General features: G+C 69.8%; 17 protein-coding genes and 3 tRNA genes. 4 read left to right on the forward strand and 16 right to left on the reverse strand.

Annotated features, from left to right (window positions below; all coding sequences use genetic code 11):
- Positions 1–30 precede the first annotated feature (30 nt).
- The 6 genes from UA75_RS29490 to UA75_RS29515 are packed head-to-tail and all read right to left on the reverse strand — an operon-like array spanning position 31 to position 6154.
- Positions 31–882 carry a glycosyltransferase family 2 protein gene (locus UA75_RS29490; protein WP_075743010.1) on the reverse strand — a complete coding sequence of 284 codons (852 nt, stop codon included), beginning with the start codon at positions 880–882 and terminating at the stop codon, positions 31–33.
- On the reverse strand, positions 879–1850 hold the full coding sequence (locus UA75_RS29495) for a glycosyltransferase family 2 protein (protein WP_075743011.1): 972 nt from the start codon (positions 1848–1850) through the stop codon (positions 879–881). The genes UA75_RS29490 and UA75_RS29495 overlap by 4 nt, the downstream gene beginning before the upstream one ends.
- Positions 1840–3249 carry an O-antigen ligase family protein gene (locus UA75_RS29500; protein WP_075743012.1) on the reverse strand — a complete coding sequence of 470 codons (1410 nt, stop codon included), beginning with the start codon at positions 3247–3249 and terminating at the stop codon, positions 1840–1842. Before UA75_RS29500 ends, UA75_RS29495 begins: the two co-directional genes overlap by 11 nt.
- Positions 3246–4031: a hypothetical protein gene (locus UA75_RS29505; protein ID WP_075743013.1), complete on the reverse strand. Its 786-nt coding sequence runs from the start codon at positions 4029–4031 to the stop codon at positions 3246–3248. The genes UA75_RS29500 and UA75_RS29505 overlap by 4 nt, the downstream gene beginning before the upstream one ends.
- Before the next feature lie 3 nt (positions 4032–4034).
- A complete protein-coding gene (locus UA75_RS29510) occupies positions 4035–4994 on the reverse strand; it encodes a glycosyltransferase (protein WP_083683781.1) in 960 nt (319 codons plus the stop codon).
- Entirely contained in the window at positions 4994–6154 is a 1161-nt protein-coding gene (locus UA75_RS29515; protein WP_083691099.1) for a class I SAM-dependent methyltransferase, read from the reverse strand. The genes UA75_RS29510 and UA75_RS29515 overlap by 1 nt, the downstream gene beginning before the upstream one ends.
- Positions 6155–6183: 29 nt before the next feature.
- Here UA75_RS29515 and UA75_RS29520 point away from each other — a divergent pair, with 29 nt between their 5' ends.
- A complete protein-coding gene (locus tag UA75_RS29520; protein WP_075743016.1) occupies positions 6184–6729 on the forward strand; it encodes a dTDP-4-dehydrorhamnose 3,5-epimerase family protein in 546 nt (181 codons plus the stop codon).
- Between the two features lie 191 nt (positions 6730–6920).
- Here the strand turns inward: UA75_RS29520 and UA75_RS29525 are convergent, their stop codons facing one another.
- From UA75_RS29525 to UA75_RS29570, 9 genes are all read right to left on the reverse strand, one after another.
- Positions 6921–7958: an NAD-dependent epimerase/dehydratase family protein gene (locus tag UA75_RS29525; RefSeq protein WP_075743017.1), complete on the reverse strand. Its 1038-nt coding sequence runs from the start codon at positions 7956–7958 to the stop codon at positions 6921–6923.
- Positions 7946–8605, reverse strand: a complete 660-nt coding sequence (locus tag UA75_RS29530; protein ID WP_075743018.1) for a PIG-L deacetylase family protein — start codon at positions 8603–8605, stop codon at positions 7946–7948. The genes UA75_RS29525 and UA75_RS29530 overlap by 13 nt, the downstream gene beginning before the upstream one ends.
- Positions 8605–9456, reverse strand: a complete 852-nt coding sequence (locus UA75_RS29535) for a glucose-1-phosphate cytidylyltransferase (RefSeq protein WP_075743019.1) — start codon at positions 9454–9456, stop codon at positions 8605–8607. The genes UA75_RS29530 and UA75_RS29535 overlap by 1 nt, the downstream gene beginning before the upstream one ends.
- Positions 9453–10709 carry a class I SAM-dependent methyltransferase gene (locus tag UA75_RS29540; RefSeq protein WP_157434686.1) on the reverse strand — a complete coding sequence of 419 codons (1257 nt, stop codon included), beginning with the start codon at positions 10707–10709 and terminating at the stop codon, positions 9453–9455. The genes UA75_RS29535 and UA75_RS29540 overlap by 4 nt, the downstream gene beginning before the upstream one ends.
- Positions 10706–12214, reverse strand: a complete 1509-nt coding sequence (locus UA75_RS29545; protein ID WP_075743021.1) for a sugar transferase — start codon at positions 12212–12214, stop codon at positions 10706–10708. The genes UA75_RS29540 and UA75_RS29545 overlap by 4 nt, the downstream gene beginning before the upstream one ends.
- Before the next feature lie 1220 nt (positions 12215–13434).
- Positions 13435–13511: transfer RNA gene (locus tag UA75_RS29550), tRNA-Phe, on the reverse strand.
- Between the two features lie 34 nt (positions 13512–13545).
- Positions 13546–13619, reverse strand: a tRNA-Asp gene (locus tag UA75_RS29555).
- Between the two features lie 23 nt (positions 13620–13642).
- A tRNA-Glu gene (locus UA75_RS29560) sits at positions 13643–13715 on the reverse strand.
- 458 nt (positions 13716–14173) lie between these two features.
- On the reverse strand, positions 14174–14413 hold the full coding sequence (locus UA75_RS29570; RefSeq protein ID WP_075743023.1) for a hypothetical protein: 240 nt from the start codon (positions 14411–14413) through the stop codon (positions 14174–14176).
- Between the two features lie 973 nt (positions 14414–15386).
- On the opposite strand from UA75_RS29570, the gene UA75_RS29575 reads away from it, so the two are divergent.
- Positions 15387–15725 (forward strand): hypothetical protein, encoded by a 339-nt coding sequence (locus tag UA75_RS29575; protein WP_075744357.1) that lies wholly within the window; start codon positions 15387–15389, stop codon positions 15723–15725.
- Between the two features lie 137 nt (positions 15726–15862).
- On the opposite strand, the gene UA75_RS29580 is transcribed toward UA75_RS29575, so the two are convergent.
- A complete protein-coding gene (locus UA75_RS29580) occupies positions 15863–16825 on the reverse strand; it encodes an LCP family protein (RefSeq protein ID WP_232237537.1) in 963 nt (320 codons plus the stop codon).
- 818 nt (positions 16826–17643) lie between these two features.
- On the opposite strand from UA75_RS29580, the gene UA75_RS29585 reads away from it, so the two are divergent.
- Together UA75_RS29585 and UA75_RS29590 are read left to right on the forward strand one after the other, a co-directional pair.
- Complete coding sequence (locus UA75_RS29585) at positions 17644–18033, forward strand: DUF3870 domain-containing protein (protein WP_075743024.1); 390 nt, start codon at positions 17644–17646, stop codon at positions 18031–18033.
- 16 nt (positions 18034–18049) lie between these two features.
- On the forward strand, positions 18050–19312 hold the full coding sequence (locus tag UA75_RS29590; RefSeq protein WP_198042874.1) for a CaiB/BaiF CoA transferase family protein: 1263 nt from the start codon (positions 18050–18052) through the stop codon (positions 19310–19312).
- Positions 19313–19314: the final 2 nt, after the last annotated feature.

Genomic DNA, 19314 nt, shown 5'->3' on the forward strand with positions numbered 1-19314 from the left:
TCGCCGCCGGGGTCGCGGGGACGTCCGAGGTCACGACGGAGTCCGCTCGTCGCGCTGGTGCTCGCGGATCACGTCGTCGGGCACGCGATGCCACTCGGTGAAGTAGCTCCCGTCGTGAACCGCGTAGTCGACGGTCACCACCGGGAGATAGGTCACCGCGACCCGTCGAGACAGCCGGTGAACCAACTCCCAGTCCTCCTTCGGATTGACCCACTTCGGCCTGGCCCAGGGGTCGAAGCGCAGCCGGGCCGACCGCCGCGCCACGATCGAGTTCGCGTCCACCCAGGAGTCGTCGGAGTGCGCGCGACGGGAGAAGTCCCTGCCCAGCACGTCAAGCTGCGAACCGTCCTCGCGAACGCGCCGTACCGCCGTGTACACCAGGCCCGATCCCGCGTGCAGTGCCCGCAGCGTGCGTTCCAGATGGTCCGGGCGCCAGGTGTTGTCGTCGTCCAGGAAAGCGACGAAGGGCGATCGGGAGAGCCGCATCGCCACGTTCCGGGGAAGCCCGCAGCTCCCGTGGTTACGCGAGAGCGTCAGCACCGTCAGCCTCGGGTCGTCCGGCAGGACACCCGGTTCGCCGCCCCCGTCGTCGATCACCATGATCTCAACGTCGGTGACGGTCTGGGCGAGCACGCTGTGCACGGCGCGGGCGAGGCGCTCCGGCCTGCGATACGTCGGAATCACCACGACGACCTCCGCGGCGGGCAGCTGCGGGAGCGTCGGGCGCAGCCTGCGCACCTCGGCCTCCTCGGCCCGTCGGTCGGCCCGCCGCCGCGCCGCGAAGCGCAGCCGCCACCAGCGTTCGGCCACCACGTGGCGACCGATCAGTCGACGCAGGACGTCCTTGGCCACCCTCGGCAGCGCACGATGCCGGGCGCTCATGTCCGCACCCGAGACTCGTCGGTGAGCGCGCGAGCGGGCAGCCGACCGCCCGTCGCCGGGTGCGACGGCAGGCCTCGTACCAGCCGCGACCTGCCCCGGAGCAGAGCGCCGAGAGCACGCCGATGCGTGGCCCGGCCGAGCGGAGTCCGCAACAGCGCCCCGACCACCAGCGCGAGCCACCCGAGCAGCGCAGCGCGCCTGCCCTCCCACCTCGCCAGGTGCACCACCCGGTTGGTGACCAGTTGTGCCCACAGCTCCGGCACCGTCGTCGACTCGCCTCCCCGGTGATAGACGACGGCCGAGGGCACCTGTCTGATCCGCCATCCCGCGTCGGTGATCCGCCTGCAGTAGTCGACCTCTTCGGAGTAGAGGAAGAGGTCCTCCCGCCACCAGCCGATCCGCGACACCACCCTGGACGGCATCAGCAGGGCCGCGCCGTTCGCCCAGTCCGCCTCGATCGCCGTGCCGGGAGTGATCCGCTCGCCGAGGGCGGGAATCCGGCCCGCCGCGCCGCCCAGCAACGCCTCACCCCACTGCCGGAGCACGGTGGGGCGCCGCCGCAGGGTCGCCTCGCGAACACCGTTGGGTCGGCGAACCAGGGGAACGGCCATGCCGACCTCCGGGTCCGCACAGGCCGCGAGCAGCGCGGGGACCGCTCGTGGTGTCAGGTAGACGTCGGCGTTGAGCACGAGCACGGCCTCGCCCTCTCGCGCGAGCGCGAGGCAGGTGTTCACCCCGGCCGCGTACCCGAGGTTCGCCTCGTTCGTCACCACCTGCGCGTACGGCGCCAGTGTGCGTGCCAACCCCACGGTGTCGTCCGTGGAGCCGTTGTCCGCCACGATCAGTCGCCACCCCCGCAGCCCGTCCATGGCTGCGGGCAGGCTGCCCAGCAATGCGGGCAGGTCACGCTCCGAGTTGTAGGTGACCACCGCGACCAACACCGTTCCGTCCGCGACCTCAACGCGCACCGGACAGACCCCCCGTCATCGAATTCGAGTCTTCGCGCAACGCGAGCAGCGCTCCCGCCACACCGATCAGCAGGAACAGCGAGCCGAGAAACTGTGGAAAGGCCAGGGCGTCGAAGGTGCCGAGGCAGAGCACACCGACGACCGTCGAGGCGAAGACCGCCCAGGCCGCCGCGTGAATCTCCGAGGCGCCGAGCCCGCCCCGCCGACCGACTCCCCGCCCGGCAGGCATGGACGCCGCCTCGCCCCGGAACAGCCGACGACCGGCCCGCCACCGCCATGCCGTCCCCGCCGCCGCCACGGCCGTCGCCCCCAGCAGGGCGACGAGGCCGACCAGGCCGGGAAGTCCGGACTCCACCGAGGTCAGCAGGTACTGGTTGTCCAGATAGGGCTGCGGCGGGGCCAGATACGTCCCGAAGCCCTGCCCGCTGAGCGGGGCCCCGGCCAGCCGGTCCGAGACATAGGCGTAGTCGTTCAGCCTGGCCTGCACGCTGTTGTCGGTGGGAGAGCCGAGAACAGTGCGCTGGAGCACCGCGCTGAGCCTCGGCCAAGACAGGGCCGCGACGCCGAGCAGCGCCGCGAGCACCGTGCCGAACAGCGCCCACCGGAACAGGCCCAGCACGGGCAGCAGCAGCACGGCCACGACCGCGATGCCGAGCAGCGCCGTGCGCGAGATCGTGGTCAGCGCTCCCAGCACGAGGAGGGCACAGCAACACCGCCACACCAGTCGATGCCGGGCGTACCAGGTCAGATACAGGGCAGGCGGCAGGACCAGCGCGCACAGCCCCGCGAGCTCGATCGGATGGTTGGCCAGCCCCATGGCTCGGAGCAGGCCGCCTCGGGCCAGGTCCGCGTCCCAGAGTCCCTGCATCACCAGTCCCGGTGGAACGACCACCGGACGCAGATCGACCCCGAGCCCGAAATGGACGATCGCCACGCCCGCCGAGGCCGCCACGCCGAGAACCAGCGCCCCGAGCACGATCCGGACCGCCCGGAGATCGCCGAGCCCGTCGCAGGCGAGAAGAAGCACCCCGAACGCCAGCAGGAACAACACCACCTGCCGATCCGAGGCGGCGAGCAGCTCGTCGGGGATGCCGCGCGCCGACGCCCCGGCATGGGCGAGGGCGGCGAGGAGAAGGAAGAGCAACGCGGCACGGCGCACGCCGTTCCGCGCGGTCCGCAGCCCGAGTCCACCCGCGAATCGGGCCAGCAGCCACCAGCCGAGCGCCGCGCAGGCCACCAGCCGCGCCGGGGTCAGCGCCCCGCCCACCCCGGCGAACACCGCAGTCTGCGGCAGGGCCAGTGCCAGGGCGAACACCGCGAGCACCAGTGCGGGCCGGACGACCACCAGCCCCGCCGGTGTCGGCGCGCCGGCGGCACGGGCGAGCAGTCGAGGGGTCACCGCGAATACTGATTCCGCTGCGGACGCGCGTCGGGCGCCGTCGTCGAACGACTCGCCCGCACCCGGTCCACCAGCACGACGCCGCCGATCACGGCGATCAGCCCGAGCCCGAACACGAGCACCACGGCACGCAGCTGCGAGGCACGGGTCGTGGTCGCGAGGTCGGCAGGCAGAACCTCGCTGAACTCGACTCGCTCGCCTTGGGCGACGCCGGAGGCGTCCTGTCGACGCGCCAGCTCCTCCCGCGCCCGATCGATGACGATCGCGCTGGTCCGCAGGGCGGCAGCCGACTCGACCGCCGTCACGGTCACCGTGAGGAACGGACTGTCCTCGGCAAGCTGCCCGTCCTCATTGGACACCTCGATGTCACCGGTCGCGCCTGCCGCCGCCAGCTCCGCCCGCGTCCTGGGCGCGTTGAGCACCGTGACCACCAGCGCCGCGGCCTGAGCCTGGGCCCGGTCGACCTGCGCGTACGGGTTGCCGCCCTCAGGACCCGGCTGGGTGAGGACGAGCAGCACCCCGGTCACCCGGTGCTGGACGGGCACGACCAACACGGTCGCGGCGCACAGGGCCAGCAGCACCGTGATCAGCGCCGTCGTCAGACGCCACTGCCTGCGCAGCACTCGAAAGACCTGCACCGCGTCCATGCCCGGCCCTGGCACCGGGTCGGGCAGGGCAGGCTGCCTCGCTCGTCCGCCGACCGCCGTCGCCGTCCGCGCCGCTCTGGCCATGCGCTCCGCCCTGGCCTCGGCACAGACGGTTCCGTGTTCCTCCCTGATCACGTGCTACCTCCTCGGCCCGCCTCGCGAGCCGTCTGCGAGCAGCCGGGCGCCGTCGACCGCCGCTCGGGCCAGGTTCCGCGCCATCGGCACCGCATTGCTGCGCAGCCAGGGCCGCAGGGCGTAGAGGGCCCTCGCCCGGTCCCTGGGCGGCAGCGGCGAGCGCAGCACCGCGCGGAGGAACCAGCGGCCCTCCTCGACGTTGGGCAGCACGATGGTCCTGGCGTGATCGCCGCACTGGCTGCGGTAGAACTCGCGTGGCCCGACGCTCTGGCTGATACGTCCGGAATGCATGCGGTGCAACAGCAGCTCCTCGGTGATGTCGACGAACGGCCCACGCAGGGCCAGCTCGGCGATCAGCACGCGGTCGCCCGCTTTGATCGGCGGATTGAGCATCGTCTCGACGAGCGCGGTCCTGCGGATCAGCCCGTAGCAGTAGTAGTTGTGATGCTGTACGGAGAGCAGATCGAACAGCCTGGTCACCGGGTCGGGATGGTCGACACGACACCGGTTGTGCCAGCTGCCGACGGGCTGGTCGGCCGGGTCGATCTCGGTCGCCGAGGTGCTCGCGAGCACGGCTGCCGGTTCGGCGAGCAGCGCGTCGAGGCAGCGACGGAGCCGGTTCGGCAGCCACACGTCGTCGTGTCCGGACCACGCGAAGAACGGGCTGCGTGCCTGCTGGACCAACTGGTTGTGGTTCGCCATCACGCCGATGTCCCGACCGCGTCGGATGTAGCGGATGCGTTCGTCCCGCGCGGCGTACCCGCGACAGATCTCCTCGGTGGCGTCGGTCGAGTGGTTGTCGGCCACATGGATCTCGAAGTCGACGCCCTGCTGTCCGATCAGCGAGTCGAGAGCCCGCTCGAGGTAGTCCTCGCCGTTGTACACCGGCAGTCCCACGGTGACCGGCGGGCAGGCCCGCCCGATGAGTCCTGGAGTCCGAGGAACGGGTGGCTTCTGGTGCATCAGGTCTCCCTCATCTCCAGCACCGACGGCTCGGCGCCGCGCGCGAGCGGGACTCGGATGCCGAGGCCGATGTGGTCGGCCCGCACCCACCGGCCGCCGCCTGCCTCGACCTCCGGATAGGCGGCGCGGACCTCGGCGAGCAGGTCTGGAACGAACAACAGCACCAGGTCAGGGCGGTCGGTGCGCAACAACTCGGGACCCACGACCGGGACGCCGACGCCCGGCAGCCGTCTGCCGCGCTTGGACTCGGCGGCGTCGACGACGGCGGGCAGCAGGCCGGGACCGGCACCCGCCGCACAGAGCAGCGAGACCGACCGAGACGCCGCGCCGTATCCGAGGACGCGCAGCCCGCTGCCCGAGGCCTGCTCCAGCCAGGACCACAGCTCCAACGCGCCGCGCTCCATCGCGAGCTGCAGGCGGCTGACCTGCCCGACGTCGAGCACGCCGAACGCCCGCTCCTCCCGGACCAGCGCGGCGACCCCGTCGGACTGCCTGCCCTCGCGAGTGCAGGCGAGCAGCACCGTGCCGCCGTAGAGGTCGAAGGTCCAGGCCCGCCGAGCCACCAGCCCGACCGTCTCCAGCATGTTCACCAGCGCGGGCGTCGAGTAGTAGGCGTAATGCCCGTGGCGCAGCGCGTTCCACTCGCCGTCGCGGAGCATCGCCGCCAGGGAGTGGAACTGGACGAGCAGCGTCCCGCCCTCGGCGAGGCGGTCGACCCGACGGGCCAGCGCCGCGGCCTGGTCCGGCTCGTGCATCAGGCCGAAGCAGTCCAGCACGAGATCGGCGGGTCTGCCCGGCTCGGCCCGCGTCAGCCCTCGATCGGTCAGCAGGCCTGCCCAGGAGCCGCCATGCGGGCTGCCGAACTCGACGAATCGCCCGCAGGCAGGCAGGAGGCCTGCGGCGGCGGCCCTGGCCACGGCCTGCTCGGCCTGCCTGATCAGCACATGGGACTCGATGCCGCGCGGTTCCTCGGCGGCCGTGTCGTCCTCGAGGAGCTGCGCCAGCCCGCATGCGGTGCACATGCCCATCCGCAACGGGAACAACGGATCGGCCCGGGGATCGTCGGCAGGCGGGAAGTCGTCACAGGCGGGTTGATCGCCGAGGTCGAGCACGATCTCGACGCCACCGGCATCACAGTAACGACAGTAGTGCGCACTCATCGTGACCACCGGTCCTGGACAATGACGAGATGCGTGTAGTCCCCAGCGAGCTGCGAGGCGTCCTGCTTTTCCTGCCCGAGCCCCGACACGACCGGCGCGGCCTGTTCACCCGGACCTTCGACACCGCCGTCGCCGCCCGGCACGGCATCGACGCGAGCACCTTCCGGCAGGACTCGCAGTCGCGGTCCCGGCGCGGCGTGCTGCGCGGCCTGCACGGCCGATCGGGCCGAGGCGAGTCGAAGCTCGTCCGCTGCGCCAGGGGCGCCGTCCATGACGTGCTGGTCGACGCTCGTCCCGACTCGGCGACCTTCGGACGGCATGTCGCGTTCCGACTCGACGATCAGGACTTCGCGCACCTGTTCGTCCCGGCGGGCTTCCTCCACGGCTTCCAGGCGCTGACCGACGAGGCCGACGTCTGCTACCGGATCGACGCCGAGCACGACCCGGCCGAGGATCTCGCCGTGCGCTACGACGACCCGCAACTGGCCATCGACTGGCCGCTGCCGATCAGCGTGCTCAGCGAGCGCGATGGGGCGGCGGGCTCCTGGGCCGATCTGCGAGTCGCCCTCGGCTGACGCGGGCACGGCGACGAGGTGCGTGCGAGTCGGAGCCGGGGCCTTGGCAAGCAGGCGATGCACCAGCAGGAGATCCGAAGCCGAAGCGTCCGCAGGCCCGCAGCCGACTGAGTCGGCCCGCAGCGGCACAACCTGCGGACCTCGGCCCCGTGACCACGGGCCCGACCCCCGCAGCACGCTGAACCGGGCGCTCATCGCGCCGAGGCGAACTTGGCGGGGCGCAGGTCCTCCGCGAGTCTGCCTGCCTCCCGGAGACCCGTGAGCCAGGCCAGCCTGGTGAAGCGCTGATGGAAGTCCGCCCAAGTCAAGCCGTAGGCCTGGTAGGTGGCGTACAGCTCCTCGGCTCCGTCGCCGACCGACCAGCGCGGGCAGAAGGCGGGCAGCCGATCACGAATCCGACTGAAGTCGACCCGGTAGGAACGAGGGTCCGGCCCGTTCTCGCCGGTGATCAGCAGCGTCGAACCCGGCACGGCCGCCACCACCCGCTCGGCGATCTGTGCGACGGTCAGGTTGTTGCTCGACATCCCCACGTTGAACGCGGCGGCGTGCACGGCGGGGCGCGGTGCCTCCAGCGCGGCGAGGAAGGCCGCGGCGATGTCACGGACGTGGACCAGCGGGCGCCACGGCGTCCCGTCGGAGAGCACTCGAACGCTCCCGGTGAGCATCGCGTGTCCGACGAGGTTGTTGAGCACGATGTCCACTCGCTGCCGGGGCGAGGCGCCGAACGCGGTGGCGTTGCGCAGGAAGACCGGACTGAAGTGGTCGTCGGCCAACTCCCGCAGATCGTCCTCGACCCGCACCTTGCTCTCCGCGTACGGGGTGACCGGCCGAAGAACGGCGTCCTCGGTGACCAGCTCGTCGCCTGCCGCCCCGTAGACCGAGCAGGTCGAGGCGTAGAGGAATCGGCGGACGCCCGCCGCCCTGGCCAGACGGGCCAGCCGCACCGAGGCGTGGTGGTTGATCTCGTAGGTCACGTCGGGGGCGAGATGACCCAGCGGGTCGTTGGACAGCGCGGCGAGGTGCACGACGGCGTCCACCCCCCGGAACTGCTCCTCCGTGGCGTCGCGGATGTCGATCCGGTGTCCGCCAGGATCGGCGACCGCAGGGCCGAGCAGACAGTCGGCGAAGAGACCGGAGTCCATTCCGACGACCTCATGCCCGCCGCCCATCAGCACCGGGACGAGGACTCCGCCCAGGTAACCGAGGTGCCCGGTGACTAGAACTCGCATGAGTCGATTCCCTCCACAACGATCTTGTTCGTGAAGAAGGCCTCGGCGTGGGTGCTCCTGCTCTGCACGCCACGCACCTTGGCCAGGGCGAGGAAGGTCTCCGCGTCGAACCACGACCGCGTGCCCTGAGACGGGTAGTGCTCGACGAGCAGCTCCGCCTTGGCCTTCGCCACGGACTCGGTCATCGGGAGGTACACGGAAGGCTGGGCCAGATCGGCGTCCCACTTGAGAATCTCGTAGCCGAGGACCAGGTGGTCCCGGAACACCGTGGGGACGAGCGTCGCGAGCACCCGATGGTCCTGATGCTGGTCATGCGGCGCCGGGCCGATCACCAGATCCGGGTCGCAGTCCGTCCGGAGGATCTCCAGTGCGTCCTTGACCGCCTGCCAGTGCGCGGGCACCCGCCCGTCCGGCAGTGACAACACGCGCAGGTCGAGCCGCGCGCCGGGGCAGAAGGCGGTGAGCGCCGACTTCTCCTCGACCTCTCTGGCGGTGTCGGCGCCGGTGAGCACCATCGCGGTCACCCGCAGACCCGGCACGCTACGACACAGGTTGAGCAGGGTGCCGCCCGCGCCGATCGCGATGTCGTCGCAGTGCGCACCCAGGATCGCGATCTCACGGACGTCGGTAAGCCGCAGCCCGCGCATCAGCGTTCGATCCCGGCTCGAGCGGCGGGCTGTCCGAAGGAGTCGGACGCCGCGAAGGCATCGGGGCCCGACGGGTGCTCGGACTCCCAGAGCATCCACGGCCGTTCGCCCAAGAGATAGGCGTTCTCCAGTGCCGCCCGCTCCTTCACCGTGTCGGCAGGCTGCCAGAAGCCGCGATAGGGATAGGCGAGCAGCTCACCGCGCTTGGCGAATTCGGCACAGGCGTCGTCGACCAGGTCCCCGCCCGGCGGCAGGTGATCGAACACGTCCTGTCGCAGGACGAAGTAGCCGCCGTTCTCCCAGATGGGCAGGCTGCTCACCGGGGTGATGGCACTGACCATGGACCGCTCGCCGAGCTCCACACAGTGGAACGACGACTGCGGCGGGACCACCAGCATCGCGGCGGTGGCGCCCTCGGTGTGAAACCGGTCGACGAGGCCGTCCAGCGGCGCGTCGGTGAGCACATCGGCGTAGTTGGCCAGGAACACCTCGTCGTCCGCCACCAGGTGACGCACTCGACGCAGCCGCTCGCCGATGCTGGAGGCGAGCCCGGTGTGGACGAAGTCGATGCTCCAGCCGCTGATGTCGGCGGAACGGAGCCGCACCGTGCCGTCGCGCAGCACGAAGTCGTTCGAGTCAGTCTCGGCGTAGTTGAGGAAGAAGTTCTTGATGTGCCGCGCGCCGTAGCCGAGGCACAGGATGAACTCGGTGTGTCCGAAGTGCGCGTAGTACCGCATGACATGCCAGAGCAGCGGACGCGGGCCGACCGCGTGCATCGGCTTGGGGAGATCGTCGGCGGTCCCGTTGCGCATCCGCATTCCGTAGCCGCCGCAGAACAGCACGACCTTCACCGCACACTCCTCATCGTTCGGGGGGTCGCGTCCACCACGTCGAGTTCCGGGATCGGGAAGACGAGTCGGCCGCCCCACTCGCCGACGTACTGCAGCGCCTCGGTCAACTCCGTCCGCAGATTCCACGGGAGGACGAGCACGTAGTCCGGCCGATCCACGGCGATCTGTTCTGGTGGCAGGACGGGAATCCGCATGCCCGGCGTGAATCTGCCGTGTTTGTAGGGATTTCGGTCGACGGTGTACCTCAGCAGATCGGTGCGAATCCCGCAGTAGTTCAACAAGGTGTTTCCCTTGCCGGGAGCGCCGTAGCCGACGACAGTGCGGCCTTCTCGCGCCGCGTCGAGCAGGAAGCCGAGCAGCTCCTGACGGAGGGCGGTCACCGAGGTGCCGAATCCGGTGTGTCCGGCGAGCGTGTGCATCCCGGCCTCGGCCTCGGCGGCGAGCACGGCCAGCATCCGAGCCGACGGCGGCCCGGCGGCCTCGACGGGCCTGACCCAGAGCCGGACCGATCCGCCGTGCGTCGACAGCGTCTCGACGTCGACCACCGCGAGGCCGCCGGTCGCCAACGCCTGTTGCGCCGAGCGGACCGTGTAGTACTGGAAGTGCTCGTGGTAGATCGTGTCGAACTGGCGATGCCGGACGAGGCTGAGCAGGTGCTGCACCTCGATGCTGATCCAGCCGTCGTCGGCGACCAGCCCGCGCAGCCCCGCCGTGAAGCCGAGCAGATCCGGGATGTGGGCATAGACGTTGTTGGCCACCACCAGGTCGGCCGGGCCGTGCTCGGTGCGAAGCCGACGGCCGAGTTCCTCGTCCAAAAAGGCCGTCAGCGTCGGGACGCCGTTCTCCCGGGCGGCGGCGCCCACGTTGGCCGACGGCTCGATGCCGAGACACCGGATGCCGCGTCGGACCACGTGCGAGAGCAGGTAGCCGTCATTGCTCGCCGCCTCGACCACATAGGAGTGCGCGCCGAGCCCGAGCCGGTCGACGGTCTCGGCGACGAAGCGCTCCGCGTGGGCCACCCAGGACGTCGAGAAGGAGGAGAAGTAGGCGTACTCGGTGAACGTCTCCTCCGGTGTGATCAACGCGGGCAGCTGCGCCAGCAGGCACGAGGAGCAGACCCGCAGGTGCAGCGGATAGGTCTGCTCGGGCTCCGAGAGCTCCGCGCTGGTCAGGAACCGCTCGCAGGGCGGCGTCGCGCCGAGGTCCACCATGCTGACCAGGCCGGGGTGGCCGCAGAGTCGACAGCTCATCAGTACGCCCCCTGGCCCCGGATGACGGCCCAGACCGTCTTCCACAAGATCACGAAGTCGAGGGCGAGCGACCAGTTCTCCACGTAGCGCAGGTCCAGCCGGACGGACTCCTCCCAGGACAGATCGCTGCGCCCGCTGACCTGCCAGAGCCCGGTGAGGCCGGGCTTGACCAGCAGACGGCGGCGAGCCGCCGGGTCGTAGCGCTCGACCTCCTCCGGCAGCGGCGGGCGCGGACCGACCAGCGACATCGTCCCGGCGACCACGTTGAACAGCTGGGGAAGCTCGTCGATCGAATAGCGGCGCAGGAAGGCACCGATCTTCGTCACCCTGGGATCGCGACGCATCTTGAACAGCGGTCCGGCGCCCTGGTTGCCCTGCGCCATGCCGGTGCGCAGCACATGCGCGTCCCGGACCATCGAACGAAACTTGATCATGGTGAACATGCGGCCCTCTCGACCGACGCGGCGTTGGCGATACAGCACGGGTCCGCCGCCGTCGAGCAGGACGAGGACGGCGATGACGAGGAGCAGCGGGGCGGCCAGCAGTAGCAGGAGCACGGCGAAGACGCGGTCGACGCAGTCCTTCACCACCCGCTTCACCCCGGTGAAGGTGGGCTGGCTGACCCAGAGAAGCGGCAGCCCGAACACCGGCGAGACGTTCAGCCGAGGGCCGGTGACCTCCAACAGCATCGGCGCGACGACCATCTCGGCCTGACTGCCTTCCAGCTGCCAGGCGAGGCGCTGAATCCGTCCCGGCGTCCAATAGGGATCCGGTGCCAAGGCCACCACTCGGTAGTCGCCGAGGCCGATCCGCTCGGCCAGCTCGTCGATCGTGCCGACGACCGGAACCCCGTCGATCTCGCCGCGTTCCCAGGCCGCCAATCCGGACCAGCTGTCGCGAGCGATGCAGACCCCGTCGATCCGCCAGCCGTTGTGCGGCTCACGGCGGGTCCGGCTGATCAGCTCGCCGAGCGCCTCGACTCCCCCGGCGGCAAGCACCGGCAGCAGACAGTGGCCCGCACGCCTACGGCGATGCAGCGCCTGACGGAGGACGTAGCGCACGGGAAAGGCCACCAGCCCGATCGCCGGAACGACCGCGAAGATCCAGGGCCGGAGCACGACGAGCTGGAATGCGAAGCCGATCAACGCCAACAGGAGCATGGTGCCGAGCAGCGCCCGTCCGACACGGCGGTACTCCTCCGCGCCGTGTCCGAGGCCGCGCGGGTCCCAGGCACGAGCCGCCATCAGCGCGCCGAGCACACAGGCCGCCGTCGTGCCCGCTGCGAGGAACACCGACAGCGCGTTCCAGGACATCGAGGCAGCGCCGGACGCCCCCGCCATCAGGACCGCGGCGGAGACGACCACCACCAGCGTGGTCAGATGATCGGCGACGACGACGTCGCGTCGATGCCGCCGTTCCCAGGCGTTCGAGGATGGTCGGAGCACTGCGGGGATGACGTCCAGCCGGAGGTCGCTCGGGGCCTCAGTCACCGTCTGTCTGTCGTTCACCTGGCTTCTCACCCGTTTCTGTCCGCAGGATCGAACACGTCGACGAAGCACGGCGGGAACGCCGACCGGGTAACCGACACCAGGGTTGCGACGCCCTCGACGTCATCTCCCCCTGTGGCGGCTGTGCCCTGCACAGCGGCTGGGACCCCGTCCCCGTACGGGTCGCCATCACGGCTGGGAATTCCTTCGTCTTGTCGGAGGGCTCTAGTGCTGCGAAGGCAGTGAAACATCCGTCGAGGGCAGTTGACGGCCGAAGAACCGCAGCGTGATTAATCCATTAGGTTCGTTTAAGATCACACTGTTCAGCGACTTTAGTCACGCATAGCAATCAATCTCGACGACTAATGTGGACCAGACCTGCGACACTCGACTGAGAAAGAGACAATGGCCCTGAGCAGCGTCGACTTTCGGTGATCATCACCTTTCCGGCGCGACACGGCGAGGTGTTACGGCATTGATATGTTGCCCATGTGCAGAAATAGACGGGATGTCATCGCAAGCAGTCTGAATGGCACCGTAGCGCACTGGACCACCTGGCCTAACTCGAATATGGATCGTTCATCGGGGGACCGGAAGCCTGCGAACCGGCCGCCCGACGAAGCCGTCCGTCCGGCCGTGCCGACCAGGTCGCCGCCGCCCATCGCCGCGACAGGCCGACGTCGGGGTGCACGCCCCGAGGTCTTCGCCGGGCCGACTCCCCGCACCGGACACCGAGCCCGCACGAGTCCCTGCGACGGGCAGGGTGAGGAACAGGCAACTCCGCTCACATTCGGCAGCCCGACCGCACGCCGGTTCGCGGCGCTGCTCCCACGGTCCTGCCGCCACCGCGCATGACCTGGACGCCGTCGGAGTCGATCGGGGAGCTCCGATCACCGGAAGGTCCGTCGCCGCCGGTCGCCGCCACCGCACGGCCAGGCGGACAGCCGTCACCGCTCGATGGCGGGGCGAAGCCGCAGACTGACGCCGCAGGAAGACTCCCCCAGACGCGCAGGACATCACTCACACAGCCCAGCGTCCGCGCGACGCGTGCCCTCGGATTCGCCGGTCGACATCTCGGCAGAGCGGGCCGGTCGAGGGAGGAGGTCAGGCGAGGTGTCCGAGACGTGGTGCCCGCGAAGGGCGTGCACTCTGCGCCGTGATCTCGAAGCCGAGCTGTCAGGAGCCGACAACGGCGAAGCCCCCACCCGACAGGGCAGGGGCTTGACTAGGCGACTCAACCATGGTGGCCAGGGCCGGGATCGAACCGGCGACCTTCCGCTTTTCAGGCGGACGCTCGTACCAACTGAGCTACCTGGCCGTTCGCTCCCGGCTGAACCAGCCGTTTGCTGTTGCGACCCCGACGGGACTCGAACCCGCGACCTCCGCCGTGACAGGGCGGCGCGCTAACCAACTGCGCCACGGGGCCATTGTCTGGCCTAGTGTAATGCGTGCTCCCAACGGGATTCGAACCCGCGCTGCCGCCTTGAAAGGGCGGAGTCCTAGGCCGCTAGACGATGGGAGCGGGGCCGACTCGGGTCCGACCCGACCTCGCTTTCCAACGGTGTTCGTTGGGAGCGACGATAGCTTAGAACACATCATCGACAGATGACAAAGCGGGTGGTCACAGCGGTTTCGACCGCCGGACGACGTTCCCGACCCGACCTGCGGGAGACCAGACGTCGGGAACATCCTCGCTGGTCAGAGCACTGACTGCACCGAAAAGCGGCCGATCTCGCCGAGGAGGCACCGGACGGTCGCCGCCCACGACTCCACCAACCGGCACACAGTGGCCCTCGTCACTCTTGATCGGGCTCGGCCACGAGATGGTCGGCCGCCGCCGACCGACACGTCGCAGGCTCCGGCCCACGCCGGAGCCGCCGCTGAAGTCGATCACCGTCGGTGATCGACACGGCCGCCCCCCGCGGGCACGCCGGAACCAGCGAAATCTGCCTCCGGCGTCCGCGAGATCAGCTGAGCCCGCTAGCGCCGCACCGGCGGGACGCCGTCCTCGCCCGGCGTGAGGCCGAGCATGTCCAACAGCATCCGACAGTCCTCGACACCGTGGGCGCCTCTTGCCACCGCGACCCGCGCCCGATGCACCTGACCTTCGGAGATACGCGGTGACTCTCCGTTGCGCTGCGCGGGCACTGCGGGAGTCGTCCGATCGAATTGATCTTCGGTCTGCCACAAGAACTTTCGCACGTCAAGCGACCCGTTCATGGTGCCTCCCCGACTCGGCTTCGGCCGCAGATTATCTGTCTGTCCAGACACCCGCAGCCCCCCGCAGAGTGATTCGACCACGGCAGAGCGCTACTCTCGGTCACAAAGATCGCTGACGGGTTGCCTCTGAAGATCGGCTTCACCACACCGAGCCGACCCGGGCCTCGACGCGGCAGGCGGCCCGCGACGGCCCGACGACCGGCATCGGGCGGCTGGCGACCCCGGGCGCATCCCGGTGGCGCGCCGTCGTTTCCCACCCCCCGACGCCGTCCGAGCCGAACTCCTCGGCGGCCCCCTCTCGAGAGGGGAACGGTCGGCCCGTAGCCGAGGTCCTCGTTCGACTCCGGTTCAACGGGCCGTCACCCGACGGACGGAGTGATCACTCCATGGGTGACGCTCTCACCAGGCATTCCGGAGTCAGCAGGCCCCCCGTCGAGGGAAGAACACACTTTCCGATCAGATGCGGGAAACCGGACGGAGTTCGCCGGGCGACGCGACCTCGGCGACTCCGTGTCGGCGGGCCTGCCCGACACGCCCAACACGGTCGGCAGCAGAAGCGAGATCCACCTCGGCGGCCGACGGGCAGGCACGAGTCGGTGCAGTGGTCTCGTCGGCCTGGCAGCCGCGCAGACAGCCGCTTCCCACCTGGTGAAACACGGAAGTCGACCAGCGGCACACCGGCAGGGACCGGTTTCGCGCGCGCTCGTACCCGACCGCCGGGATAAACAAAAGGTAACGAAATTTCGGCGAAGTGGGTGCCATCCCGCTATGGACCATGCAAGAATCTCGTTGCTGACACACCCCCAGTCAGCAACTGTGGAGATTCCCCCCTCCAAGCCCCCGCGCTCCTCCCCCTGGCGCGGGGGCTTCTCCATTTCCGGCTGCGGCCGTGTCGCGGTACGCCAGTGACGCCCCCTGTGGCCGCCATCACATCTCGACACATGCCCGCAACCGTTTCGTTATCGTGTCGGCCGTGGCTTTTGGACGAATCAAGAACGGTCGACACCGCCCCGCGGCTGAGGAAGCCGCCGTGCAGCAGGACAGCGAGCTGGAGTCCTACCTGGCCGCGCTCGCGCCAGAGAGCGATCTGGAGACCACGGCGACCGGCAGCCGTTTCGGCGGTGCGGGGGTCTACCAGCTTCGACTTCCGATCCACGCCAACGAACAACTCCAGAGCCTCGCCGAGGAACTGGAGACCTCGCCCCGCGAGCTGCTGCAGGACTGGCTGCTGCAACGACTCGCCTGGGAGGCCCGCCAGCAGGAACAACGGTGGGTTCCCGCCCCGCAGGCGACCCTGCAGGGCAGCCTCTGATCCAGGTCGGGCTCACGGCGTCCCCCGAAGCTCGCCTGCCCCGATCAGCCCCCTTCTCCTCCCCCGAGAATGACGAAGGCCGTCACCAGTGGTGACGGCCTTCCTGCTTGTCCGGGCCGGTTCTCGGCCTGCCCGGATCACTCGGTGACGATCAGATCCTCGGGTACCGGGCGGTCCTCGGCCAACGCGCTGAACAGCTCCTGGCTCCTGGCCTCGTCCCAGTAGACGACCGACATGCCACGCTCGTCGCCGAAGCCCCCGAAGGGCACGGTGGTGGTCACGCCCTCGCCGTTGACGAAGCTGCGCATCGCGAAGGCCAGGCCACCGAGATGCCAGATGTGGTCGTCCTCGGCGACGATCGCCAGCTCCGCGGTGTCCAGGGCCAGCGGGATGCTGCTGAACGGGTTGAACAGCACGCCGGGGCTGGTCGCCTTCTGCATCAGAGCCGAGAGGAACTCCCGCTGACGCTCGACGCGATCCAGGTCGCCGAGCGCGCTGGCCCTGGTACGGACGTAGCCGAGCGCCTGCGCCCCGTCGAGTTCCTGACAGCCTGCTTGCAGATCGAGACCGGCCAGCGGGTCCTGCATCGGCTCGTCGATGCACATCTCCACGCCACCGACCGATTCGACGATGCCTGCGAAGCCGTCGAAGCCGACCTCGGCGTAGTGATCGATGCGCAGTCCGGTGGCGGTCTCGACGGTCCTGGTCAGCAGCTGCGGCCCGCCGAAGGAGAACGCCGCGTTGATCCGGTTGGCGTCGTAACCCTCGATCGGGACGAACGAGTCTCTCGGCAGGCTGAGCAGCGTCGGCGCCACGTCGTTGTCCGGGATGTGCAGCAGCATGATGGTGTCGGTGCGCCTGCCTGCCGCCTGGCCGGTCGCCAGATCCGCCTGCTGGTCGTCGTCCAGGCCCTCCCGACTGTCGGAGCCGACGATCAGCCAGTTCGTCCCCGCCGTCTCGGCGGGCCTGCCCGGGTAATCGGTCAGTGCCTCCTCGCGGGTGAGTTGGGAGTCGATCCAGAAGACGAGTCCGCCTATCGCCAGCAGGATGACGAGGAGGAACACGCCGATCCGACGGCCCCATCTCGGTTTCCGACGCACTGGCGGCCTCCTCATCGGCTCGCGCTCTCGCTCACGCGGGGGCAGCGCGGTCCCGTACGGGGGCGTCTGAGGACCCTGGCGCTGCTGCGAGTACTGGTTCTGTCGCGATCGCGAGTAAGGCCCCTGCCGCGATCCCGCCTCCGGCATCATCGCGGTGCGATCCATCGGAGGTCGTCGGCCCGGCTCGGGCCTGCCATCCCATCTGCCACTCATGCGTTTCGCATCCGTCGGTCGATTTCGGCGGAGGAGTCGCCGACCGGAGACTCCCTTAGAGCCTGTCCTTGATCCCTAGTTGTCCTGTCGCGCGGGGCAGGCGCGGCGATCTGCGGCGTCGTCGGTCACCATGACTGGAGTCATGGCTCGCTCCTGTCGCCGGACAGCTCAGCCACGCCGATCCCCGCTCACGACTCCAGCGGAACCAGAGACAGGCTCTTACACAACAAGACGCATCCTCGCCTACGAGGTTGCCTCCGCGATCACCGAGGGTTGTCGATCTCTGCCCGTCAGTCCACCCCTGTCACACTGCCGGGCGCGGCGAACCCGTGCTCACCTGCAGTCTCGTGGCAGGTCGGGTCGGTGCTGGCCAGCCGCTGCCTGCAGATCCGTCCGTGGACGCCCCGGCGACCCGATGGCCGCGACGGCGTTGACGGCCGGGCCGAGCAGCAGGCATCCTGGACGCGGCTGCCCTCTCGCCGTCGGTGTCGGACGTCGCACGCCTCGATGCGGACAGTGGCGCGAGTCCTCCAGCGACCGAGCCTGTCGAGGGTCACGATTCCCGTGATCATTCGAGACGGGTCGATTCGTGTTGTGGAGGGTGCATGTCCGATGACCGGCTGTCCGACCGCCTGCGCCAGGCCTTGCTCGACGGCGACGATCTCCTCCTGACCTCGGGCTACGCCAGGCTGCCGGACAGCGTCGCAGGTCATTCCCAGTACGAGCGGATCGGCGTCGTCCTGGTCGTCGATCGACGTACCGGCCTGATCGCCGCCGCGGACACGACGCTGCTCACCCGCCTCGGCACCGACTTCTTCCGCGCACTGGTCGAGAACCGTTCGGTGTTCACCGAACCGGCGGCGATCCTCGACACCGTGCGCGAGCGCTACCACGGCCAGTCCGGTCCCGCGCTGCTCACCGCGCTCAAGCGCTGCATGGAGAACTGTGTGCACCTCGCGACCTCGACCGGGCAGACCAGTGACGACCAGGCCTGATCCGTCCGCCGATCCCGTGCCGGGTCCACTCGCGGGGCTTCGGGTGCTTGATCTGTCCCGAGTGCTGGCGGGCCCCTACGCCACCATGCTGCTGGCCGATCTCGGCGCCGAGGTGATCAAGGTGGAGCACCCGGTCCGGGGCGACGACACGCGGTACTGGACGCCGCCTGAGGCAGCGGGCGAGTCCGCCTACTTCCTGGCCGTCAACCGGGGCAAGCGCAGCATCGGCCTCGACCTCGCCAGCCCGCCGGGACGCGACCTCGCCCTGCGGCTCTGCGCCGGAGCCGATGTCGTGGTGGAGAACTTCCGCCCCGGCGGAGCGGCCCGGCTCGGCCTGGATCACGAACAGGTGCGTGCGGCCGTTCCGAGCCTGGTGTACTGCTCGATCAGCGCCTATCCGGCGGGACATCCCCAGGCCGCCGACGCCGGATTCGACGCCGCGATCCAGGCCCAGAGCGGTCTGATGGCGATCACCGGCGACCAGGACGGACCGCCCGCCAAGGTCGGCGTCGCCCTGGTCGACGTGCTGGCCGGGCTCAACGCCTCGACCGCGATCCTGGCCGCGCTGCGGCGCCGCGAGCAGACCGGACAGGGCGAGCACGTCACGGTCTCCCTGCTCGGCTCGGCGCTGTCGGGCCTGGTCAACGTCGCACAGAACGCCCTGATCACCGACACCGAGCCGACCAGGCACGGCAACGCGCATCCCAGCATCGTCCCGTATCAGGCCTTCCCCACTCGTGACGGCGCGGTGATGGTCGCGGCGGGCAACGACCAGCTCTATCGGCGGCTGTGCGCGGTCCTGAACCGTCCCGACCTCGCCGAGGACGCCCGCTTCGACACCAATTCCGACCGCGTCCGGCATCGGCAGGCGCTGATCGACCAGCTGACCGAGGAGTTCCGCACCAGGGACACCTCGGGCTGGACTGCGGCGCTCCGAGCAGGCGGTATCCCGGCGAGCCCGGTCAACGGCGTGCTCGCCGCCCTGCGGGACGCGGGCCCGAGCGCGATCGAGACACTGCGCCACCCCGTCGTCGGGCCGTTGGAGACGGTGCGTCCCGCTTTCACGCTCGCCGGGTCGGGGTCTCTCGCCGTCGCACCCCCGCCGCTGCTCGGCGAACACACCGACGAGGTGCTCGCCGAGATCGGAGTCGACGCGGCACAGCGAGCCGCATTACGGGCCCGGTCGATCATCACCCCGAGCTCCGATCATGTCGCGAGCACCCCGGTGAGCACCGACGATGCCGGGCCACCGCATGAAAACCTCCATGCCGACAACTGAAC

Source organism: Actinoalloteichus sp. GBA129-24 (assembly GCF_001941645.1).
Taxonomy (GTDB): Bacteria; Actinomycetota; Actinomycetes; order Mycobacteriales; family Pseudonocardiaceae; genus Actinoalloteichus_A; species Actinoalloteichus_A fjordicus.